Genomic DNA, 22,450 nt, shown 5'->3' with positions numbered 1-22,450 from the left:
GATACAGTTTAAGTAGTTTTATGATTAATTTTTTGCTACGGCTGCCACCTTATCGGCCGTTTTTTCCGGGTGGATCACCGTACCTTCCTGCAAATGGTCAATGCCGCTTAGTACGATCTGGTCGCCAGCTTTAATGCCATCTTTAACCAAGTAGTTGGTCCCGCTTTTTCCAACGATGGTAATCGGTAGTTTTTTAACCTTATTGCTATCGGCAAGGGCAAAAACAAATACCTTGTCCTGCATTTCGATTGTAGCAGATTCGGGTATGATGATAGCATCTGTATGCTGAAGGCTCAAACGCACTTTACCCGTGTTGCCGGCTCGAAGCAAACCCTGCGGATTGGAAAAACTCGCCCTGACTGTAATCGCGCCGGTTGTTTTATCAAACTGGCCATCTATTACATCAATTTTTCCTTGTCTGGCATATTCGCTGCCATCAGCCAGTAATAATGATACAGGCGGCAGCCGTTTCAGCTTATCTTTCAAGGTTTCGCCAGGATATTGTTCTTTAAAAGATACAAAATCCTTTTCGCCTAAAGCAAAGTAAACATGCACGTTATGCACGTCTGATAACTGGGTTAAAGCTTCAGCATCCTGAGGTGAAACTAAGCTTCCCTGTTTTTTTAACAATCGGCCAATATATCCGCTTACCGGTGCTTTTATCAGCGTGTAACCTAAGTTAATCTGCGCTGTAGAAACATTCGCTTTTGCCGATTCTATATTCGCTTTTGCAACCTGGAAAGCGGCTTTTGCCGTTTTTAACTGGTAGGCCGATACTACCTTGTTTGCCACAAGCGGCGTAAGTTTATCAACCTCGATTTGTGCGTTGCCTTGTGCCGCTTCGGCTGCATGTAAATTGGCCAGTGCATTGTTTAAGGCTGCACGATAAGGCTGCTCGTTAATTTTAAAAAGGGGTTGCCCGGCTTTTACAAAAGCGCCTTCGTCAACAAATACTTTATCTAAAGCACCGCTTACTTGCGGGCGCACTTCTACATTAACCGTTCCTTCTACAGCGGCAGGATATTCCTGGTAAGTAGTTTGGGTTCCGGATACAACGCTTGCTACCGGCAAAGAAGGTGGCGGCGGTGCAGCGGCAGTGGGTGGTTTTGAAGAACAACTATATAATGTGAGTGCAACAAGTGCTAAAAGGAGGTTTTTCATGAGGATTGTTTTTGCCATGGTAGTAGAGTTTATAAGTGTAGCTTGAAATTGAACAGGGTTTTGGTTGGGGTTAATAATTAAGTAGGCGCATTATTTTGACGATTAGGAAAGTGCCAATAATAGTAATGTACCAGAAAGCTGTTTTAAGGTCATTAAATTTTCTAACAGCGTTAAGTACATCGTACAAGTGCTGGAGGTTTGTTTTCATTGTATTATATTGTTTGTTTATTTTCTTTAAGTCAGATTGTTTAACAATGTTAAATAGTCTAACCGTGTAATTTAAAAACCAAAAAAATTATGCCGTTATCGAATTTATAACGCCGGTAATTGCATCTTTAAGTACCTGTCGGTTAATATCTTCAGACGAGTTACGCCCAAGTAAATTGATAGAAACAAGGCCATGAACGATAGACCAAAAAGTATAATATTTTGTGCAAATCACATCTGATTTCATGTCTTCAATCTTCATCAAATCGCCAATTACTTTGCTAAAAAGGTTCCAGGGCATATCGGCCTCGTCCAATTTATTGGATAACTGACAGCAGCAATTTGTAGAAACACCAAACATCAACTGGTAAAGTTCTTTGTTTGCAAAAGCAAAGTTCCAATAAGCCAGCCACATGGCCTCAAGTTGTTCGGCGGGCAACTGATACTTGCCCTTTGCCTCCTGCAACGCTCTTGACAACAGTAAATAACCTTTTCGGGTCAGTTCCAGCAATATCGCGTCTTTGCTCGAAAAATATTCGTAAATGATAGGCGCCGTATATTCAATCACGTCAGCAATTTTGCGCATGCTTAAAGCCTGCCATCCTTCGTCTTTTACAATCTGAAGGGCGGCATCCAAAATGTTGATCCTGGTTTCTTCTTTTAAACGCAATATCCTGTCTTTGCTTCCCATTTGTTTTACAACACTAAATCATTTAACGGTGTTAAGCAAAGGTATAATGAAGATTGGTTATTGCATTTCATTCTTTTGTCATTTAATTTGAAAATTCGGTTTAAATTTTGAATGCTTCTTTTACCATATAAAAATTGGTGAACATTTAGTTTTTGGTTTATCAAAATCGAACGCGGACACTAAATTTTATGTGGTAAAAGAAGTATCGGCTTTTTTTCCAAACAAAATTTAAACAAGCGCTTAATAATACCGAAATCATTTTTCCTATCCATACTGTTTTTACCACCCTAAAAACAGTATCACTTTAGTTTTTTCAAAACCGTTCGTCGGGATAATGCTATAACTCATCCAAAAGCTCTTGGGCAGTTTTTAGTTTGATTTTCCCTTGTTTGTGCAAACGCACTTCATCCGCCGCTGCTTTTAAATCTTCCCAAAGCGCCACTTTCGCGGCAGACATCGGCTTTGCTCTTTTGACAAAAGAAAGGCTTTGCAATACTTTCATGCCAAAAGAAGCTTCGTTATCCGGGATTTCTACTAAAACTTTCATAATGTTGATTGGGTTTTCTAACCCAAATTTACTCAAAACTGGCGGATTAATTTCCCCCATCCATACTGTTTTTACCACCCTAAAAACAGTATCACTTCAGTTTCTTCAGCACCTGCTCAATCACTTTTGGATAGTGTTGATGCTCCAACTGCTGGATTTTAAAGCGGATGTTTTCCAACTGGTCGTTCGGTTCGATTTTAAAACGGAACTGCTGGATGATTTCGCCTTTGTCAAAATGTTCGTTGACATAATGGATGGTAATGCCCGATTCTTTTTCTCCCGCAATCAAAACGGCCTGGTGCACATAATCGCCGTACATGCCTTTTCCGCCAAAAGCAGGCAACAAAGCCGGATGGATATTGATAATGCGGCCTGGAAAAGCATCCAACAAGTTTTGCGGAACCAGCCACAAAAAACCGGCCAGCACAACCAAATCAATGTTTAAATTTTGCAGCAGTTTCAGGATTTCATCGCTCTGGTAAAAAGTACGGCGGTTAAAAACATGCGCCGGGATTTCAAAATTATCGGCACGCTGCAACACGTAAGCTTCGGGGTTGTTGGTCAAAACAAGCGTAACTTCGGCCAGCGGGTTCTTTTTAAAATGCTCCATAATTTTTTGGGCGTTGGAGCCGGAACCGGAAGCAAAAATGGCGATGCGCTTTTTAACGGTTGGGGCAGGATCGGTTGTTGCAGCCATTATTTCGGGGTTAAAGGCAATTTACTTGCTGTGTATAAAACCATACCGGTAAACCACAACCGTATCGGTTTTTTTGTAATAAGTATTTTGATTTCCGTAAACATAAACATCGTCGGCATCAAAAATCAAAGAGTACTGGCCGAGGTTGATAATATGCGCCGGGTTTTGTATGCCTTTTGAATTTTTGGTGATGCTTTGGTCGGTATTCAAATACAACAAGTCCGGGCTAAAACTCCAGTTGCCGTTCAGGTTTCCGGTTTTGCAATTGTAGTTGGTAAAAGTAAATGTGTTGTCTTTGCGAAAAGTCAATTTTTGGTCCAAGGCACAACCGATGTTAACCGTATCCGTTTTGACCAAAGCCTGGTTAACATATTTAAAACGCTGCGTTATAGCCAGGTTCCAAACGCTTTGCGTCAGAAAAGAACTGACCGAACTCTGCCCGTCTTTTTTGCAGGAATAAAAAGCGCAGCAAAGCATCAGCAAAAAAAGTACCGGTAAAAGAAGCTTCGGACGTTTGATCATAAACAGCATCAAAAGTAACAAATCTGCTTTTAAAACAACAGCGGTTTAAAAAGCTGCATTTCGGGCCATGCTTCTTTTAACCCGCCAAAATTTCCCTGAACTTTTTTTGAAGGATGGGCTTAACGATCAGTTCTTTGATATGCGGGTTTTTTTCGGCGCGTTTGCTGTCTTCTTCCCAAATGGAAGAAGTAACCAAATAAATGCGGATGTTTTTGTTGAGATGTGGCGCAACCGTTGCAAAGTTTTCCATAAAAGCCCAGCCGTTCATCACCGGCATGTTCAAATCCAGCAGCAAAATATCCGGCAAGGCCGATGCTTCTTTTACCCGTATAAAATCCAGGGCTTCTTTTCCGTTCTCAAAAAATAAAACCGGATTTGTGATCTTCCAGCTTGTAAACAAATTATTTAGGGCTTGGATATAAATCGGGTCATCATCAACAACAGCAATGGTTTTAAGGTTCGGCATTGGTTTTAGGTGGATAAAAGAAGTATGTCGGTTTAAATTTTAGTCAGCGTATTGAGGTAGCCAACGGTTTGGTTAAGGTTTTGGCTGATGGTTTTGATGCTGCCGATCAACTCCTGCATATCGCCGCAAATGGTTTTATTTTGAACGGATTCGATTACCATTTGCAGGTTTGCCGTATGCGAACGCAAATTGTGCGAAACAATGCGGGCAAAATTGTCCAGCATTATTTGTTGTGTTTCCGTTTTTTCGGACGCAATTTGCAAAGGGTTTGATGGGTTTTCCGCTTGTGTTTCCGTTTGCAAAGTTCCTTTTATGGCGATACATTTTCCGTAATCATCATAAACCGGAAAACCAGTGGTACAAATTAAAATCACTTTATCATTGTCCGTAAGCGAAGGCAGTTGCAGTTGGAAAGGGGTTCCCTGATGGATGGCGCGGCTAAAAGCGGTGCGGATGTTTTGTTCCGGCCCGAAATACTGCATCAATTGCGCTAAAGTTGGCGTGTACGGTTTTTGGAGGCCGAGCAACTGGCACATCCCGTCCGACCAATGCAGCAGGCCAGTGTACAAATTGAGTTCCCAAAAACAGTTTTCGTCTAAACTGGCCGTGTTGGAAATCCCCTGATCGTTTGTTTTCAATTTTTTGGTTTACTGCTGCCTTGCCATAATTGCGCCAATTGGTTTTTGCAGGAAGTTGAAGCAACAGTGAAACAGAAAGGCCCGGATCAATGAGGAAAACTTTCCGCAACAATCCGAGCCTTTTCCCCAAATGCTTCTTTTACCGGGTAAAAATCTTGGCTTACCGCATCGCCACAAACTTTAAACAAACCGGGTGGCTGATTGCCAATTTTTCGCCAAGGCGGCTTAATTTGCCGGTCGTTTTGTTGATTTTGAAAGTGTAAACATCATCGGTATTTTGATTGGCCGCTAATAAAAAATTCCCGGTCGGGTCAATCGCAAAATTGCGTGGCGCATTGCCAAAAGTGGATTGCCGCTGAACGAAAGTCAGTTTCCCGGTTGTTTTGTTCACTTTGTAAACAACCAAATCGTTTGCTTCGCCGCGGTTGGAAGCGTATAAAAAGTTTTCATCCGGCGATAAATGGATGTCCGCTGCCCCGTTTACGCCTTTAAAATCCGGCGTTTCCATGTCAATGTTTTGTATCGAAACCAGTTTTTCGTTGGCATAATTAAAAACCCTAATCTTTGCGCTGATTTCCTGCACCAAATAAGCATGGTTCGCATTTTTAGTAAAAATTAAATGCCGTGGCCCGCTGGCCGGGTCAACCGTAACCGTAGCTTGTGCCGCCGGTTTCAAAGGTTTTTTAGCGTTAGGTTGATAAGTGTACTCGTAAACCTTATCCGTGCCCAAATCATCGGCTATCAAATACTTTTCATCTGGAGATAAAATGACGGCGTGCACATGCGGCGTTTTCTGGCGCGTGGCATCCACACTGCCGCCGGTATGCTGGATGGTTTGCAAAGTATCGGCAATACTGCCATCAGTTTTTAAACCATAAACAGTTAAATTACCGCTGGAGTAATTGGCAACAAATAAATTTTTGTTGTTTTTATCAACACTTACATAACACGGGTCATTGCCATAAGACGGTAATGCATTGATGAGAGTAAGTTTGCCGCTGCGGTCGTCGAATTTAAACGCGCTCACGCTGTCGCCTTTCGGGTTGTGGCTTTCATTTACAGCATAAACAAACTTTTTGTTGGCAGAAACCGCCAGGTACGAAGGGTCTTTTACGCCTTCCGCAACCTGTTCCAAAGCAACTTTACCCGTTTGCGTATCAAACTTGTAAACATAAATGCCCTTGCTGGTGCCGTTGGTGTAAGTGCCGATGAGCAAATGGTAATAGCGCGAGCCTTGCTTTTTTTGTGCCTGCAAAAACAGTGGCATTAATAAAGCAAGCATCAAGGCAAATAACCGGGTTATTGGTTTTGGTTTCATGTTGAAAAATAAAGGTTGATGCCCAAACATACACAAAAAAAGCCGCTTTGGTTTGAACAGAAGCGGCCGGTATTTTTATTTGATCAGATGTTTCAACTGGATAATTTCTTTTTCTTCCAGATAGCGCCAACGACCTCTGGTTAAATCTTTTTTAGTGAGGTTACCATAAATTACACGGTCTAACTTCACGATTTCGTAACCCAGATGTTCAAAAATGCGACGAACAATACGGTTTTTTCCGCTGTGGATTTGGATGCCCACTTCGCGTTTGCTGCCACCGGTTACATAACTTACGGCATCTGGTTTGATCAAACCATCTTCCAGTTCCAAGCCAAAAGCAATCTTGTTCAAATCGCCTTGCGTTAAGCTTTTGTCCAGTTCAACATTATAAATTTTGGTGATGCTATTTCTTGGGTGAGAAAGTTTATCGGCCAGTTCGCCGTCGTTGGTCATCAGCAAAAGTCCGGTCGTATTTCGGTCCAAACGGCCAACCGGATAAATGCGTTCGCGGCTTGCTTTTTCCACCAAATGCATCACCGTTCTTCGTTCCTGCGGGTCATCGGTGGTGGTGATGTAATCTTTTGGTTTGTTCAGCAGCACGTAAACATTTTTCTCACGCTTCAATGTTTCACCGTTGTAGCGGATGACATCTTTTATCGGGTCAATTTTTGCGCCCAGTTCTGATACCACTTCGCCGTTAACCGAAACCACGCCGGCTTCGATCAATTCGTCCGCTTTTCGTCGCGAACAAATACCAGCGTTGGCGATGTAACGGTTCAAGCGGATGAGTCCTTTGTCTTTATTATTGCTGCTGCTTCCGCTGCCATCCGCCGGTTTATTGCGCGAACGCATAATTTTTTTATCATCAGCCCCGCCGACGGCACTGTCGTTTCTTACATAACGTTTTTCTTTTCCCATAAAATCTTTTTGGTACGGCCTGCCGTCAGAATTGCTGCTTTTGTACGGCCGGTCTGCTGATCGTCCGCCTTCATTAAAACCTTCTGCATTTCTGCTTTTAAAAGGTTTGTTGCCACGTGGTGCGAAAGATGGTCTGGAAGAAGAAAAACCACGCTTTTCAAAAGGTTTTCCTTCGGTATTGCTTTTGCGGAAAGGTTTATCTTCTGCTGATTTTTTGCTGGTAAAAGAAGCATTGCCTTCGCCGCGGCTTTTAAACCGGTTGTTTTCCTCGGATGGCCGGCCAAAACGTTTTTCGGCCGGTGCTTCTTTTGCACTGCCAAATGTTTTTCGTGGCCCTCCGAAAGCGGAAGGTTTTTTCCGGAAACTGCCTTCGCCTGCCGGCCTTTCATTTCTTGCCGAAGAAGAAAAATTACTGCCCGAAGTTGGTTTGCCAGTCATTCTGTTTCGTCCGGCGGATTTGTCATCACGACTGTTCCCTTGTTTTTTGTAAGCCATTTTTTACTGATTATCCGGTTTTTTCGCCGGGGCATCAAAGGTAGCTTATTCAGCCTGTTCCGGCAAATCAATCGGTTTTATTACAGGTATTTATCATTGGTTTTTGAACTGTATTTTCGGCTATAATTACAGCGGTTTTTGAAGGCTCTTTTGTAAGTGTTTGACAATCTGAATTATATCTCTATCTTTGCCGGCGTTAACCCGTATTTTATAACTAAAACCAAAAAGAATGATGTACAAAAAACACTTAATTACGTGCTCCGTAATCGTGGTGCTGTTTGTCATGTCAAAGTTGTTTATCTACAGTACAACGCTAAAAAAAACAGTAGCAAAAGCAGAACCAAAAGGCGACAATGATGTAACCGTTGCCGATGTTTCCGAAGCTTCCAACGAGTTAAATTTTGCCAATGAAGCCGTTCCGATGAAAGACCCGAAAGTGGCCGTAAAATTGAAACATTCGTTAAAAGAACACAGCTTTAAAAAACTGCAGACCAACTTGCTGCACTTCCGCGCAGCAAAACTATTCAAAGTAATCGAGCCGATCCTGAAAGTTTACGGCATCCCGGATGATTTCAAATACATCCCGGTGGTAGAATCGAGCTTAGAACAAGGCGTTTCGCCAAGAGGCGCAAAAGGTTTGTGGCAGTTTATGCCCGGCACGGCGCGCACTTACGGCTTGAAAGTCAATTCTTCTAAAGATGAACGCCTCAACCTGAAAAAATCTACCGTGGCCGCCTGCATTTATCTGCGCGAACTGTATGACGAGTTTCATAACTGGACGCTGGTTGCCGCCGCTTACAACACCGGTTCGATTAAATTGGCCAAACAAATGCGTGTGCAGAAAAAACGGAACTACTTTCGGATGCACTTAAACCACGAAACCGGACGCTACATTTACGATTTGGTTGCCGTGAAGCAAATCATCACCAAGCCGAACGATTACGGGTACAAATACACCGACCCGGATTACATCGCATTCAATTAATAGAAAACCCACAAGGAGCACAAAGCAAAAAAGCTGTCCATATTTTTGGACGGCCTTTTTTGCTTATTTTTGCAGCCGGATAAACAAAAATTTATTAAGGCAAAATTGTTTCGGTTTTTGGATGCTTCTTTTAGCACCCTAATTTTTAGGTGGTAAAAGAAGCATCTGTTTCATTAAACAAGGTTCGCAAAAAGCTTTTAATAAAATCATTTTCTAAAATTAAACATGACTGAAAAAACGATTGATCTGGGCGAGCAAAGTGAGGTGGAAGTTTACGGTGCCCGGGTGCATAATCTAAAAAATATTGATATTTCTTTTCCGCGCAACCAGTTGGTTGTTATCACCGGATTGAGCGGCAGCGGTAAATCTTCCCTGGCTTTTGATACGATTTATGCCGAAGGACAACGCCGCTATATGGAAACTTTTTCGGCCTACTCGCGCCAGTTTATGGGCGGTATGGAGCGGCCGGATGTGGATAAAGTTTCGGGATTAAGTCCGGTTATCGCCATCGAACAAAAAACCACAAGTAAAAATCCACGCTCAACTGTTGGCACCATTACCGAGATTTACGATTTTATGCGTTTGCTTTTTGCCCGTACCGGCGATGCGTATTCGTATGTTACCGGCGAAAAGATGGAGCGTTTATCGGAAGACCAGATTTACAAAACCATTTTCGAAAGGTACAACGGTCAGCCCATCAACATTTTAGCGCCGGTTATCAAAGCAAGAAAAGGCCATTACCGCGAATTGTTTGAGCAGATACGCAAGCAAGGTTATCTAAAAGTTTGGGTGGATGGCGCGATACAGGACGTGGAACCAAAAATGCAGGTTGACCGCTACAAAATCCACGATATTGATATTGTGGTTGACCGTTTGGTAATTACCGAAAAAGATGAAAAACGGCTGCACACTTCCATCCAAACGGCTTTAAAAGTAGCAAAAGGCATTATCCGCGTGGCCGATCAGCAAAACCAGGTTTCTTATTTCAGCAAGTTTTTAATGGATCCGGTTTCCGGGATTTCATATGACGAACCTCAGCCTAACACGTTCTCGTTCAATTCGCCTTATGGTGCTTGTCCGCGCTGCGATGGTTTGGGTTATATTTCCGAAGTGGATGAAGATTCTGTCATTCCTGATAAAAAACTCAGCATTTTAAACGGCGGTTTGGCTCCGCTGGGCGAATACCGCGAAACGTGGATGTTCCAGGTTTTAAAAGCGCTGGGCAAAAAGCACGAGTTCTCATTAGCCACGCCGATTGAAAAACTCTCTCCGGAAATTTTAAAAATCATTTTAAACGGTTCTCCGGATATGATTACAGTTCCCGTGGAATATAATAAATACAACGTACAAAATTACCAGATCAATTTTGACGGCATCATCAAAATGCTGGAAGAGCAGCAGGAACGCAAAACCGAAGACCAGGGCGACGATCTGGACAATTACCGGACCGTAAAAATTTGCCCGGAATGCAACGGCGCGCGCCTTAAAAAAGAATCGTTGAACTTTAAGGTTGACGGCAAGAATATCTTCGAGCTGGCCAACATGGATATTGTTGCCCTCAGCAATTGGTTTGTAGGGATTGAAGACCGTTTGAGCGAGCGGCAAAACATCATCGCCAAAGAAATTTTAAAAGAAATACGTGCCCGCATCGGTTTTTTGCTGGATGTTGGTTTAAGTTATTTAACGTTGGACCGTACGGCGCGGACACTTTCGGGCGGAGAAGCGCAACGCATTCGTTTAGCAACGCAAATTGGTTCGCAGTTGATGAACGTGATGTATATTTTGGATGAGCCGAGCATTGGCCTGCACCAACGCGATAACGACCGTTTGATCCATGCTTTAAAAAACCTGCGCGATCTGGGCAACACCGTTTTGGTGGTGGAGCACGATAAGGAAATGATTTTAGAAGCCGATTACGTGATTGATATGGGTCCGGCAGCCGGTGTTCACGGCGGAACAGTGGTTGCGCAAGGCACACCGCAGGAACTGATGTTGCAGCAAACGCTGACTACTTCTTACCTAAACGGCAGCAAGGAAATTGCGATTCCAGAAAAAAGGAGGGAAGGCAACGGCAAATTTTTATCGATAAAAAAAGCATCGGGCCATAATTTAAAAAACGTTAATGTTGAATTTCCGTTGGGAAAATTGATTGGTGTAACCGGCGTTTCCGGCAGCGGGAAATCCAGTTTGATTACCGAAACTTTGTACCCGATTTTAAACCATCACTTCTTTCGCGCCAAAAAACAACCATTGGCTTACGGCAAAATTGAAGGTTTGGAACATATTGATAAAGTGATCGAGATTGATCAAACGCCCATCGGCCGCACGCCGCGCTCCAATCCGGCAACTTATACCGGCGTTTTTTCCGACATCCGAAACTTGTTTGTCGGTTTGCCAGAAGCCCGGATCCGCGGTTACAAACCTGGCCGTTTTTCTTTCAACGTAAAAGGCGGAAGGTGCGAAACCTGTCAGGGTGCGGGCGTCAAACTGATCGAAATGAATTTTTTACCCGATGTGCAGGTTCCTTGCGAAGAATGCGGCGGCCGGCGGTACAACCGCGAAACGTTGGAAGTGCGTTATCGCGGCAAATCCATCAGCGATGTTTTGGATATGAGCATTGAAGATGCCTGTGCTTTTTTTGAACCCATTCCTTCTATCTACCGCAAAATCAAAACGTTGCAAGATGTTGGGTTGGGTTATATCACTTTAGGACAATCATCAACCACGCTTTCCGGCGGAGAAGCACAAAGGGTAAAACTGGCAACCGAACTTTCTAAAAAAGACACCGGTAACACCTTTTATATTTTGGATGAACCCACAACCGGTTTACATTTTGAAGACATCAACGTGCTGCTTGGCGTTTTAAATTTATTGGTTGATAAAGGCAACACGGTTTTGGTGATCGAACATAATTTGGATGTGATCAAAGTAGCAGACCATGTGATAGATTTGGGTCCGGAAGGTGGTTCTGGCGGTGGTAAAATTTTATATTCGGGCACACCGGAAGGTTTGTGCAAGGTGAAAGAAAGTTTTACGGGCAAGTTTTTAAAAAAGGAAATGGGTTTGGCGGTTTAAAAAATAGCTTCAAATTTTTCCTTAAAGTCTTAAAGCCTGTTTAAAAACTGTTCAAAATATATTTTTCATTGCCGTTGGCTTTAGCCAACGGGAACAAAAGCAGTTACCAAAAGGCTTTAGCCAAAAAATGCTCATCTTATTATCTTATTGGGCTAAAGCCTGTTTTACAATTTACTGCAACCGTCCCGTCAACGGGACGGCAATGAATTTCTTTCGTTCTAAATCCTTGAAATCAAATTAAAACAGCTTCTTAAGCTGATACTAAATTTATGCCGGTAAAAGAAGCATCAGCTTTTGATAAACATTGCCCCTGTAAATCTTGTTAAACTTTCATGCTTAAATTGCTCACCTCCGCACAAATGCACCAGGCCGATGCGCAAACCATCCAAACAGAACCCATCACTTCTGTTGATTTGATGGAACGCGCCTGCAAAGCTTTCACCAGTTTTTTTTGCAACCATTTCCCTGATAAAAACAGCCGGATTGCAGTTTACTGCGGAACCGGAAACAACGGCGGCGATGGTTTGGCGATTGCACGTTTGTTGAAAGCCGATCAATATCGGCAGGTTGATGTAAAGGTTGCCCGTTTTTCTGATCGTTCCACACCGGATTTCGACACCAATTTTAATAGGGTAAAAGAAGCATCAGTCCCTTTTATCGAATTAAAACCAAATGATTTCCCGCAGGAAAACGCCGAAATTTTAATAGATGCTTTGTTGGGAAGCGGTTTGAATAAACCGCTAAACGGTGCTTATGCTGATTTGGTTAATCATCTAAACCAATTAAAAAAACAAGTAATTGCCGTAGATGTGCCAACCGGGTTTTTTACCGAAGGCGTGGTTGACCCAAAAGCAGTGGTTTTAAAAGCTGAACTGGTCATCACTTTTCAGTTGCCAAAAATCAATTTCCTGCTGCCTGAATCTGCTGCTTTTATGGACGATTTTGTGGTGTTGGATATTGGTTTGGATAAAGATTTCTTAACCAATATTGAAAGCGATTACCTTTTGGTCGAGGAAAAAGATGTGGTAAAAACAGTATCGCCGCGCAAAAAATTTCAGCATAAAGGAACATTCGGACATGCTTTGTTAATTGCCGGGCAGGCAAAAACCATGGGTGCGGCTTTGCTTTGTTCTTCGGCTGCGGTTTATGCTGGCGCAGGTTTAACTACGGCTTGTATTCCGGCCCCGGGTTTAATGGCTTTAAACGCTTATCTGCCCGAAATTATGGCACTTTTGCGGGAAGAAAAGCAATTGCCGGAAATTGAATGGGCGACATTTACGGTGATAGCCGCCGGGCCGGGATTAGGAAAAGATGCGGTGGAACTGTTGGAAGCATTATTATCCAACTTTAAAAAACCAGTTGTGCTGGATGCAGACGCTTTAAATATGCTTTCCGAAAACCCAAATTGGTGGAAACTAATCCCTGAAAACTCCATTATTACGCCGCATATGAAAGAGTTTGACCGCCTATTTGGCGAGCATCATTCCTGGTGGCAAAGGCTGAAAACGGCCAAGCAGCAAGCGGTTGAAAAGAAGATTGTGGTTGTTTTAAAGAACCAATATACCATTATTGCCACGCCCGATGGCCAGCTTTACTTCAATCCAACCGGAAACCCGGCGATGGGCACAGGCGGTATGGGCGACGTGCTGACAGGAATTATTACCGGATTATTGGCTCAGGGTTATCAGCCAAAAGATGCTGCTTTTATCGGTGTTTTTTTGCACGGAAAAGCTGGTGATGAATTAACGTTTTCAAAAAATTTATCGGTTGTTTTGCCGGAGCAGGTTTCAAAACAAATCCCCCTAACTTTAGGAAAATTGATGGCACAAAAAAATGGCTAAGTATTCACTTGGCCGTTTTTGAATAAAAAGTTGTTTAAACTTTTTATTACTCATTTACAAATACTTTTTACAAGACACACTCCTAACCCCTCTCGAGAGGGGAAGCATAGCTTGCTATCTTTCTAACGTTTGGAAAGGCGTCGTTTGCAGGTTCCCCTCTTGAGAGGGGCAAGGGGTATGTCCTTTATTTTTATGCCCTAAAAGAAGCATCAACCAAAAGAATTAGGTTTATTAAATATGTTTTAAAGCTTATTTATGTGCAATCCCCATCACTACCATTTGTTTTAAAGTTGGCTTTTCGCTGCCGCCGCGTGGTTCAAGCGTTACGGCAAAGGCGGTTGCACCTTCAACAGAAGTCATTTTTTGTAAGATAGAATCTTTTTTGGTAATGTCAAAAACACCTAAACTAACCGGCTTTAACTTGGTAATGGCCCATAATTGATACTGGTGTTCAGGATCGTTGGCCGGCAAAGTAGATGCCCTTTTGTTGATCCACAATTGGTTTTTTTCCGGGTTCCAGGCCACCATCAAATTAGATTTCGGTGAAAAAGGCAAACCTTTCAGCCTGATAAAACGGCTTGTTGAATCCGAAAGAATAGATACAATATTATTACTTTGTGATTCTAAAACGGCCAGCTTCTTTTTAGAATTTTTAAGTTCGCCGGCCTGCAAAGCCAAACGTTTTGAAAAGTTTTGGTTTTGCTGCTGCAATGCAATCAATTGTTGTTCATTGTTGCCGGATGAGCGGACACTATCGGCACCCGGCACTAAGGTGTTTGCTTTATTGCTTAATTGTTGTTTGTATTGGTTGAGTTGGTTTTCCTGAAAATTAACGCGGTTTGCAAAGCTTTGATTTTGTTGCTGCAGGCTGACCAATTGCTGGCGAGATTCCTGCAACTTGTTATAAGTGTTAAACAAAGCAACCAGGCTTACCAAAAACAAAGCCACACTGGCAGCAAAAGCATATTTATAAAAATTTGTCTGGCGGGCAGGCTGTAACGAAACAACCTTAGCATCGGTAGTTGCCTGTTGTGAAGCAATCGGGTTTGTACGGGTATATTCTAACTGGCCTAAAATTTCCGACCTTAAATTATCGTGTGGTTCGATTGCATTTTCTACGGCAAATTGTTCCATCGTAGCCGCAATTTCGTTCAACTCTTTCTGAACTTCAGGATAATTTCGGGCCATATCTTCAACCTCCAACCTTTCGGCCGGATTAAGATCGCCCAGAACATAAAGTTCAAGTATCCCGGATTCAATATATAGTTTAATGTCTTCCACGCTAATTAAAATATTTCCTCAATTGTAATATAGCCATCCTTAAACGGGTTTTTATAGTACCCAGAGGAATACTCAACTCATCGGCTGCTTCTAAATGGGTATAACCTTTAAAATAAACCAAATCCAAAATTATTTTTTGTTCGGGCCGAAGCTTGTCTACCAAATCTTTAACACCTAAAAGTTCTGGTTTGTAGCTTGTGTTTCTGCTGGCATCAATAGAAGTTACGTTTAAATCAAGTTCATGGTTTTTGACCTGGTTTTTAAAATCCTTTGACCTTATTTTATCAATAGAAAGGTTACGGGCGATATTGACCATCCAGGTAAACAGTCGGCCTTTATCCGGGCTGTAGGATGAAAAAGAATTCCAGATTTTTACAAAGGTTTCCTGCAACAGGTCTTCTGCAAGCTCATTATTTTGTACGATTCTGATAATAACGCCAAACAGCGACGCCGAGTACATGTCATATAATGCCTCGGCAGCCACTTTTTCACGTTGCCGCAGCGCTACTATAAGTTCTTCCTCAGAAAGTGATATTTTACGCTTCTTGGTCAAGGAATCAGGTGGTTATGTACTGGTATGAATATTAAAATTCAAATAGGTGTTTTTCTGCGTGATAAGAAGACCGTACCAACGGGCCGCTTTCCACGTACCTAAAACCCTTCTCTAACCCTATTGTTTTGTAAAACATAAATTGATCGGGATGGATCCAATCTACAACCGGGTGATGGTTTTTGGTTGGCTGTAAATATTGCCCTAAAGTAAGGATGTGTACACCGGCTTCCAACAAATCGTCCATCGCTTGCAAAACCTGGTCTTCCCTTTCGCCTAAGCCCAACATGATACCGGATTTTGTACGGACGCCTGCCGCAGAAATCCGGCTTAAACATTCCAAACTCCGGTCGTATTTTGCCTGAATACGCACTTCTTTTGTCAGTTCGCGCACGGTTTCCAAATTGTGCGAAACCACTTCCGGCCGGACAGCTAAAACACGGTCTAAATTATCCCAAATGCCACGGAAATCGGGAATCAAGGTTTCCAATGTCGTTTCCGGGCTTTCCCGGCGGATGGCATTGATCGTTTCAGCCCAAATAGTAGAACCGCCGTCTTTCAAATCATCACGATCAACGGAGGTAATTACACAATGTTTTACCTGCATTAATTTGACTGAACTGGCCACGCGTTCCGGCTCGTTCCAATCAACCGCTAATGGCCTTCCGGTTGCAACGGCACAAAAAGAGCAGGAGCGCGTGCAGATATTCCCCAAAATCATGAAAGTGGCCGTGCCCGCGCCCCAACATTCGCCCATATTCGGGCAATTGCCGCTTTCGCAAATGGTGTGCAGTTTGTGTGTATCTACTAAGCCTCTAACGTGTGCATATTCTTTGCCAACAGGTAATTTTACCCTTAACCAATCCGGTTTACGCTGTGGCTGAACAGCAGGAACAACTGGTAATTCAATCATAGCACAAAACTAAATAATTATGGATTATTAAGCGAAAATACTGTTCGCGCAAAAAGTTAATGACGGTTAACTGACGGCAATTTTTTAAAGCTTGTTTTAAATTTTTATCCAATTTATTTTTGATGCTTCTTTTACCACCTAAAAATTAGGCAAGTGTTTTATTTTTTAGTTTCTTTAAAAGGAGCAAACACCAATTTTTAGGTGGTAAAAGAAGCATCGGTTTTTACTTGTATTAATTTAAACTGGTGCTTAAATTTCCAACCGAAATTAATTTAAGATGGCAACAATAGAAACGGTTTACCAGGGAACACTGCGGACGCAGGCAACACACGTACAATCCGGGACAGCAATTTTGACCGATGCGCCAGTTGATAACCAGGGAAAAGGGGAAGCTTTTTCGCCGACAGATCTATTAGCGGCGGCTTTAGGAAGCTGCATGTTGACGATCATGGGTATCGCTGCCAAACAACATCAGCTTAATATTGATAACACCACATGTTCCATCACCAAAGTTATGGCTGCCGAACCACCACGACGTGTTGGGGAAATAGTGGTCAACCTGAAATTTCCGGGAACCAATTACACAGAAAAGGACAAGAAAATACTCGAAAGAGCAGCATTAACTTGTCCTGTTTATTTAAGCCTGCATCCTGATATTAAGAAAACGGTAAATTTCGGTTGGTAGGTATCAGCCATTAACTGTCAGCAATTAGCCATGAACAATCGGATATCAACTATTTCCAATCAACTATGAACCATTAACTATTAGCTATCAACCAGGAACCATCAACTACATCACTTCAACTACTTCTTCGGCAGAAATGGAAGAGTGCGATTGGTCTAAAACGCATTCGCCGTCTTTAATCAACAGCAATTGCGGAGATTCATGCTGCACGTTAAAAGTTTCGGCAACGGCTTTAGAAAGTTCGCGGTATTTAATCAGGTCGAGAAAATAGAGCGGCGTAGTTTCGTCGAATAACTTTTCTTCCAACTCAAATTTTCTTTTTGCCATCATGCTGATGGGGCAACGGGTGCTGTGTTTAAAGATGATGCTGTAGCCGGTAGCAGCTTTAATGTCATCAATTTGTTGCGGGGTAGTAATATTTATCCAATTCATTGTAAGGGACAAAACTACAACGATGCTTCTTTTATCACCCTAAATATTTTTTTAATTGACAGTATGCCGATGATTAACGGTGGTGCGTATTGCCGTAAGCAGGGCAAAGTTTTGATCCGCAAGACGACAAAGAACCGGTTAAAGCAGCGGCCAAAGCGGCCATCAGGATAATTTTTCTCATTTTGGTAAGGTTGTTTTTACAATCTTTTTTTAAAACTGATATACTCTTTTTATCTACTTAAAGTTTCAGCCATTTCAGCCATTTTTATCGCTGTAATGGCGGCCTCGTCGCCTTTGTTGCCGTGTTTTCCGCCTGCACGGTCCAAAGCTTGTTGCTGGTTATCGGTTGTTAATACGCCAAAAATAACCGGTTTGGTATATTTGATACTAACATTGCTGATCCCGTTGGCCACCGCATTACAGATAAAATCGAAATGCCTCGTTTCGCCCTGGATCACACAACCTAAACAAATTACGGCATCCAAATCTTTGTTTTTCAACAGCAAATCGGCCCCCGAAATCAACTCAAAACTTCCCGCAACCGGATAAGTGATGATATTTTCTTCCTTGGCGCCGTGCTTAACCAGGCTTTGGTAAGCGCCATCCAGCAAAGCCCGTGTAACTGCTGCATTCCACTCGGCAACTACAATGCCGAAACGGAAATTTGCAGCCGATGGTACAACCGTATGCGAAAAATCAGATAAATTTTTAAGTTGGGTAGCCATCAGAGTAGGATTAAGTGCGCCAATTTTTACCCGATAAAAGAAGTATCAGGCAAAAATTTGCCCAAATTATTTTTGTTGTGCTTCTGCGCGGGCAATGTATTTATCAATGCTGGCCGCATCGCTACTTTCCGGGAAATCGGTTTTTATTTTGCGGTAAGTATCGGCTGCATCTTTAAAGTTTTTTTGCGCTTCGTAAACCAAGCCTAATTTTTTCAAATACAAAGGTGAAACGAAACTGTTGTTGCCTTTGTCGGCCGCTTTTTTATAATAAGTTGCCGCTTTATCGTAATCTTTCAATTCTACATAGGCATCGCCGGTATCGCCCATAGCTTGTGCAGCAATAATCAAATCATCGCCGCGGTAATTGGTGAAGTTATCAACCGCTTTTTTGTACTCGCCTTTGTTTAAATACGCAACGCCCAAATAATAAAAAGCCAGGTTTGCAGCTTTGGTATTGCTGTATTCGTCAACGATTTTTGCAAAACCCGGGTAACCTGCATCGCCGTTAATGGCTTTGTCCCACTGTTTTTTGTCCCAATAATCCTGCGCCACATACATTTGGTTGGAAGCTTCCGTTTCGCGCGGGGCGAGGTAAAATTTTTGGTACGCGAAATAAATAATGATCAAAGCGATCACCGCCGAGCTGATAAAAAGCAAACTTTTCTGGTTCTCCCGCACAAAATTTCCGGTTTGGGCCAAAGGTTTTGGTTCCGCAGCAGGTTTAACTTCCGTAACAACTTTAGTATTGGGTTGATTGATTGACATTTGTATCCAAAAATTTAGTGTGCAAAAATACAGTTTTAACCATCTTTAACAATACCTATTTCAATCAATTTAAAACAGTTTTTTACAAATGGTTGTTACGGCCGGAAAGCGCAGGATTGCTAACTTTGAAGTCCAAACATGCACTTAACACAGCTTTCCCTGCTTAATTTTAAAAATTATGTGGAGGCCAATCTCAATTTTCGGCCTGGCGTAACCGTTTTTGCAGGCGATAACGGCGCCGGGAAAACCAATCTGCTGGATGCCATCCATTACCTTTCGTTGTGCAAAAGTTACTTTAACCCGATTGATAGCCAGCAAGTTTTGCAGGGTACTGATTTTTTTATGGTAAACGGAGTATTCCTTAAAGAAGATCAAAAAGATTCTGTTTCCTGTGCCGTTAAACGAAACCAGAAAAAGCAGTTCAAACGCAATAAAAAAGAATACCAGCGATTGGCCGACCACATCGGTTTGTTTCCGCTGGTGATGCTTTCTCCTTACGACATCAACATTATTATGGAAGGCAGCGAGGAGCGGCGAAAGTTTATTGACAACGTGATTTCGCAAACCGACCATCAATATCTGGACGAACTGATTACGTACAACAAAACTTTACTCAACCGAAACCTGCTTTTAAAAGGCATCGCCGAAACCGGGAAATACGATCCGGCTTTGCTGGAAGTTTTTGATGAACAATTGGTGGCTTCCGGCAAAATTATCTTCCGAAAAAGAAAAGTTTTTATGGAAGCTTTTACGGATATTTTTAACCAGCATTACCAATATTTAAGCGAAGATGCCGAGCGCGTGGAACTTGTTTACGAATCGCAGTTGTTGCAGGAAGATTTTGCCGCCATGTTGAAGAAATCAACCGAGCGCGACCGTGTTTTGGAACGGACGAGTGTTGGCATCCACAAAGATGACCTGCAGTTTTCCATCCACCAAATGCCGATGAAAAAGTTTGGTTCGCAAGGCCAGCAAAAATCGTTTTTGGTGGCGCTGAAACTGGCGCAGTACAGCTTTTTATATCAGCAAAAAGGCTTTAAACCACTACTTCTTTTAGATGATATTTTTGATAAGCTGGACGAAAAACGCATCCACAAACTGATGCAAATGGTTTCTGATAACCATTTCGGTCAGGTTTTTATCACCGATACCAATGCCGAACGGATGCAGCAAATTTTTGACCGGATTGGTGTAGAAGTAACTATTTTTAACGTACACAAAGGACAAGTAAATGGGCCGCACCAACGATAAAACGGTAAAAGAAGCTTTGGGCCTGATGCTGAAAGTTTACAAAATCAAGCGCAAGTTTGATGAAACCGCCGTAATTGCGCATTGGGCAGATTTGGTTGGAAAACCAGCCGCCAATCGAACCAAAGAATTGTTTATTTTAAACCGAAAGTTGTTTATCCGGATGGATTCTTCGGTGATTAAAAATGAACTGGTGCGGATGCGGCTGGATATTATCGAAAAAATAAACGAACAGGCCGAAACAGAACTGATTACGGAAATTATTTTGTTGTAAGGAATTTATACCGGTAAAAGAAGCATTTACTGTCATTTCGACCGCAGGGAGAAATCTTCATCAAACATAAAAATCGTACTGCTTAAAAGAAGATTCCTCCTATCGTCGGAATGACAGCACGGCGAAAATAGCAATGCTTCTTTTATGCCTGTTAATTGGTGAGGTTTTGTCATTCTGAACTTGTTTCAGAATCCCTCGTGAAAAGTTTTTACATTTCTAATGAGATGCCGAACCAAGTTCTGCATGACAAATGCAATGCTTCTTTTATGCCTGTAAATTTGGTGAAGTTTTGTCATCTCGACCGCAGGGAGAGGTCTTCTTCGAAGCGACTCATACTTGTAAAGTTTGAATAAGATTTCTCCCTGCGGTCGAAATGACAGCAATGCTTCTTTTACCGCCTATTTTTAAGCGTAAATTTCTTTTCGTGCTGCGGCCAAAGTGTTTTTTAACAAACCAATAATCGTCATCAAACCAACGCCGCCCGGAACAGGCGTAATCCAGGAAGCTTTGGGTGCCACGTTTTCAAAATCAACATCACCATACAGTTTATAGCCGGATTTGGTTTGGGTAGAAGTTTCGCGGTTCATGCCAACATCAATCACAATTACGCCGTCTTTCACCATATCGGCCGTGATAAAATTCTTTTTGCCGATGGCAACGATCAGGATGTCAGCTTCCAAAGTATATTTTTTAATGTCCGGCGTGCGGCTGTGGCAAATGGTAACCGTGCAATTTCCGGGATGTGCATTGCGCGACATCAGCACGCTCATCGGCGAACCAACAATCGTGCTTCGGCCCACAACCACACAATGCATTCCGGCCGTTTCAATGCCGTAAGCTTTCAGCAACAACGTAATGCCATAAGGCGTTGCCGGAACAAACGAAGGCAAATTACGCAGCATCCGTCCCAAATTAACCGGATGAAATCCATCTACATCTTTGCGGAAATCTATCAGGTCGGTTACTTTGTCGGGGTTGATATGTTTTGGAAGCGGGAGTTGAACGATAATGCCATCAATGCCATCATCATTATTTAATTCGGCCACTTTTTCCAGCAGTTCTTCTTCGCTCACGTCATCTTCATAACGCACCAGCGAAGATTGAAAACCAACTTTTTCGCAGTTGCGCATTTTGCTGGCCACATAAGTTTCGCTGCCGCCATCATGCCCGACCAAAACGGCAACTAAATGCGGTTTGCGGCCGATGTGCGTTAACAGTTCGGCTGCTTCTTCCGCAATTTCAAGTTTTAGTTTTTCAGAAATGATTTTACCGTCGAGGATTTGCATCGTTATATATATTGCTTCTGAATAGTAAAAATTATTTCATACAAATTCTACTAATAAATCTTTTAAAATTTCTTCGGGAACACGTTTTATATTTAATCTTTTTTCGATCAGTTGAGTATATTCTTCAGACATATCTGATAAAATACACTTTCTACCATGTGTTTTACAAACTGCACCTGTTGTTCCTCCACCAGCCATTGGATCATAAATTAAATCATCTTTTTGTGAAGTCATTAAAACTAATTTTTCATAAACTTTTTCTGGCTTTTGAGATGGATGTCCCGTCTTTTCTTTTTTTCCGATAAAGCCAACTAATAATGATTCTTCAATTACTGATGTTGGTCCCGGAATAAATCGCATATTCTTTTCTTCAAAACGAAGTTGTTGTTGAGAATTAAAAAAATTTTCAGGATACATTTTAGCTTTTTTAACTGCGTAATGTAAGCAAGCCTGTTGGCTGGAACGCCATCCACGAATTACTGAAGGATTATTTTTATAATACCATGTTAACCAACATACAAACTCAAGAGGGTTTGAAATTTTATTTATAAACAAAGCAACAATCTCTGGAAACCCCCATAAAAAAAGATGCTTAGTGTTGTTGGTTACATTTTCAATTATTGATAAAATGTAGTCTACATAATCTTCACGAACACCACCTGTACCTCGATTATACCAAGGATCCAACATAGTCATTTGCGGACTATAGTTTAGTAATTTTATTAATTGC

Annotated in this window: 23 protein-coding genes; 6 read left to right on the top strand and 17 right to left on the bottom strand. The window is 42.1% G+C overall.

Translation table 11 applies throughout. From position 1 onward, the window contains the following. Positions 1 to 24: 24 nt before the first annotated feature. The 9 genes from V5804_RS08260 to V5804_RS08220 all read right to left on the bottom strand — a co-directional run bounded on the left by V5804_RS08260 (position 25) and on the right by V5804_RS08220 (position 7,660). A complete protein-coding gene (locus V5804_RS08260) occupies positions 25 to 1,161 on the bottom strand; it encodes an efflux RND transporter periplasmic adaptor subunit (protein ID WP_369590909.1) in 1,137 nt (378 codons plus the stop codon). A 295-nt stretch (positions 1,162 to 1,456) separates the two neighbouring features. Then, positions 1,457 to 2,059, bottom strand: a complete 603-nt coding sequence (locus tag V5804_RS08255) for a TetR/AcrR family transcriptional regulator (protein ID WP_369590908.1) — start codon at positions 2,057 to 2,059, stop codon at positions 1,457 to 1,459. 337 nt (positions 2,060 to 2,396) lie between these two features. Further along, on the bottom strand, positions 2,397 to 2,666 hold the full coding sequence (locus V5804_RS08250; protein WP_369590907.1) for a hypothetical protein: 270 nt from the start codon (positions 2,664 to 2,666) through the stop codon (positions 2,397 to 2,399). 31 nt (positions 2,667 to 2,697) lie between these two features. Next, positions 2,698 to 3,303 (bottom strand): phosphoribosylglycinamide formyltransferase, encoded by a 606-nt coding sequence (purN, locus tag V5804_RS08245; RefSeq protein WP_369590906.1) that lies wholly within the window; start codon positions 3,301 to 3,303, stop codon positions 2,698 to 2,700. Between the two features lie 21 nt (positions 3,304 to 3,324). Then, positions 3,325 to 3,825: a hypothetical protein gene (locus V5804_RS08240; RefSeq protein ID WP_369590905.1), complete on the bottom strand. Its 501-nt coding sequence runs from the start codon at positions 3,823 to 3,825 to the stop codon at positions 3,325 to 3,327. A gap of 76 nt (positions 3,826 to 3,901) precedes the next feature. Next, positions 3,902 to 4,291: a response regulator gene (locus tag V5804_RS08235; protein WP_369590904.1), complete on the bottom strand. Its 390-nt coding sequence runs from the start codon at positions 4,289 to 4,291 to the stop codon at positions 3,902 to 3,904. Between the two features lie 32 nt (positions 4,292 to 4,323). After that, the gene (locus tag V5804_RS08230; protein WP_369590903.1) at positions 4,324 to 4,929 is read right to left on the bottom strand and encodes a hypothetical protein; all 606 of its coding nucleotides are present in this window, start codon (positions 4,927 to 4,929) and stop codon (positions 4,324 to 4,326) included. A gap of 160 nt (positions 4,930 to 5,089) precedes the next feature. Then, complete coding sequence (locus V5804_RS08225; RefSeq protein WP_369590902.1) at positions 5,090 to 6,247, bottom strand: lactonase family protein; 1,158 nt, start codon at positions 6,245 to 6,247, stop codon at positions 5,090 to 5,092. A 75-nt stretch (positions 6,248 to 6,322) separates the two neighbouring features. Then, positions 6,323 to 7,660 (bottom strand): pseudouridine synthase, encoded by a 1,338-nt coding sequence (locus V5804_RS08220; protein WP_369590901.1) that lies wholly within the window; start codon positions 7,658 to 7,660, stop codon positions 6,323 to 6,325. A 229-nt stretch (positions 7,661 to 7,889) separates the two neighbouring features. Here V5804_RS08220 and V5804_RS08215 point away from each other — a divergent pair, with 229 nt between their 5' ends. The 3 genes from V5804_RS08215 (at position 7,890) to V5804_RS08205 (ending at position 13,561) form a co-directional block, all read left to right on the top strand. Next, positions 7,890 to 8,645, top strand: a complete 756-nt coding sequence (locus V5804_RS08215) for a lytic transglycosylase domain-containing protein (protein ID WP_369590900.1) — start codon at positions 7,890 to 7,892, stop codon at positions 8,643 to 8,645. A 225-nt stretch (positions 8,646 to 8,870) separates the two neighbouring features. Continuing rightward, on the top strand, positions 8,871 to 11,720 hold the full coding sequence (gene uvrA / locus V5804_RS08210; protein WP_369590899.1) for an excinuclease ABC subunit UvrA: 2,850 nt from the start codon (positions 8,871 to 8,873) through the stop codon (positions 11,718 to 11,720). 332 nt (positions 11,721 to 12,052) lie between these two features. Next, a complete protein-coding gene (locus V5804_RS08205; RefSeq protein ID WP_369590898.1) occupies positions 12,053 to 13,561 on the top strand; it encodes an NAD(P)H-hydrate dehydratase in 1,509 nt (502 codons plus the stop codon). 249 nt (positions 13,562 to 13,810) lie between these two features. Here V5804_RS08205 and V5804_RS08200 read toward each other — a convergent pair whose 3' ends face one another. From V5804_RS08200 to lipA, 3 genes are read right to left on the bottom strand one after another with little or no spacing between them, the layout of a single operon-like run. Then, positions 13,811 to 14,842, bottom strand: a complete 1,032-nt coding sequence (locus V5804_RS08200; protein WP_369590897.1) for an anti-sigma factor — start codon at positions 14,840 to 14,842, stop codon at positions 13,811 to 13,813. Position 14,843: 1 nt separating this feature from the next. After that, positions 14,844 to 15,395 (bottom strand): RNA polymerase sigma factor, encoded by a 552-nt coding sequence (locus V5804_RS08195; RefSeq protein ID WP_369590896.1) that lies wholly within the window; start codon positions 15,393 to 15,395, stop codon positions 14,844 to 14,846. Positions 15,396 to 15,426: 31 nt separating this feature from the next. Then, positions 15,427 to 16,305: a lipoyl synthase gene (gene lipA / locus V5804_RS08190; protein WP_369590895.1), complete on the bottom strand. Its 879-nt coding sequence runs from the start codon at positions 16,303 to 16,305 to the stop codon at positions 15,427 to 15,429. Positions 16,306 to 16,582: 277 nt separating this feature from the next. Between lipA and V5804_RS08185 the strand changes: the two genes are divergently transcribed. Further along, a complete protein-coding gene (locus V5804_RS08185) occupies positions 16,583 to 16,990 on the top strand; it encodes an OsmC family protein (protein ID WP_369590894.1) in 408 nt (135 codons plus the stop codon). A 105-nt stretch (positions 16,991 to 17,095) separates the two neighbouring features. On the opposite strand, the gene ytxJ is transcribed toward V5804_RS08185, so the two are convergent. From ytxJ to V5804_RS08170, 3 genes are all read right to left on the bottom strand, one after another. Further along, complete coding sequence (gene ytxJ / locus V5804_RS08180) at positions 17,096 to 17,422, bottom strand: bacillithiol system redox-active protein YtxJ (RefSeq protein ID WP_369590893.1); 327 nt, start codon at positions 17,420 to 17,422, stop codon at positions 17,096 to 17,098. A gap of 230 nt (positions 17,423 to 17,652) precedes the next feature. Further along, the gene (gene ribH / locus V5804_RS08175) at positions 17,653 to 18,147 is read right to left on the bottom strand and encodes a 6,7-dimethyl-8-ribityllumazine synthase (protein WP_369590892.1); all 495 of its coding nucleotides are present in this window, start codon (positions 18,145 to 18,147) and stop codon (positions 17,653 to 17,655) included. A gap of 66 nt (positions 18,148 to 18,213) precedes the next feature. Beyond that, entirely contained in the window at positions 18,214 to 18,912 is a 699-nt protein-coding gene (locus V5804_RS08170) for a tetratricopeptide repeat protein (RefSeq protein WP_369590891.1), read from the bottom strand. A 138-nt stretch (positions 18,913 to 19,050) separates the two neighbouring features. Between V5804_RS08170 and V5804_RS08165 the strand changes: the two genes are divergently transcribed. Then, positions 19,051 to 20,163, top strand: a complete 1,113-nt coding sequence (locus tag V5804_RS08165) for a DNA replication/repair protein RecF (protein ID WP_369590890.1) — start codon at positions 19,051 to 19,053, stop codon at positions 20,161 to 20,163. Beyond that, entirely contained in the window at positions 20,144 to 20,434 is a 291-nt protein-coding gene (locus V5804_RS08160) for a DUF721 domain-containing protein (protein WP_369590889.1), read from the top strand. The genes V5804_RS08165 and V5804_RS08160 overlap by 20 nt, the downstream gene beginning before the upstream one ends. Positions 20,435 to 20,838: 404 nt before the next feature. On the opposite strand, the gene V5804_RS08155 is transcribed toward V5804_RS08160, so the two are convergent. Then, positions 20,839 to 21,720, bottom strand: a complete 882-nt coding sequence (locus V5804_RS08155) for a bifunctional 5,10-methylenetetrahydrofolate dehydrogenase/5,10-methenyltetrahydrofolate cyclohydrolase (RefSeq protein ID WP_369590888.1) — start codon at positions 21,718 to 21,720, stop codon at positions 20,839 to 20,841. A gap of 36 nt (positions 21,721 to 21,756) precedes the next feature. After that, the coding region (locus V5804_RS08150) for a DNA methyltransferase (protein ID WP_369590887.1) at positions 21,757 to 22,450 on the bottom strand (694 nt) is incomplete at its 5' end.

The organism is Mucilaginibacter sp. (assembly GCF_041088075.1).
In the GTDB taxonomy this organism is placed as follows: Bacteria; Bacteroidota; Bacteroidia; order Sphingobacteriales; family Sphingobacteriaceae; genus Mucilaginibacter_A.
Note: the sequence above shows the minus strand (reverse complement) of the source record. Positions and strands in the feature narration are given on the sequence as shown.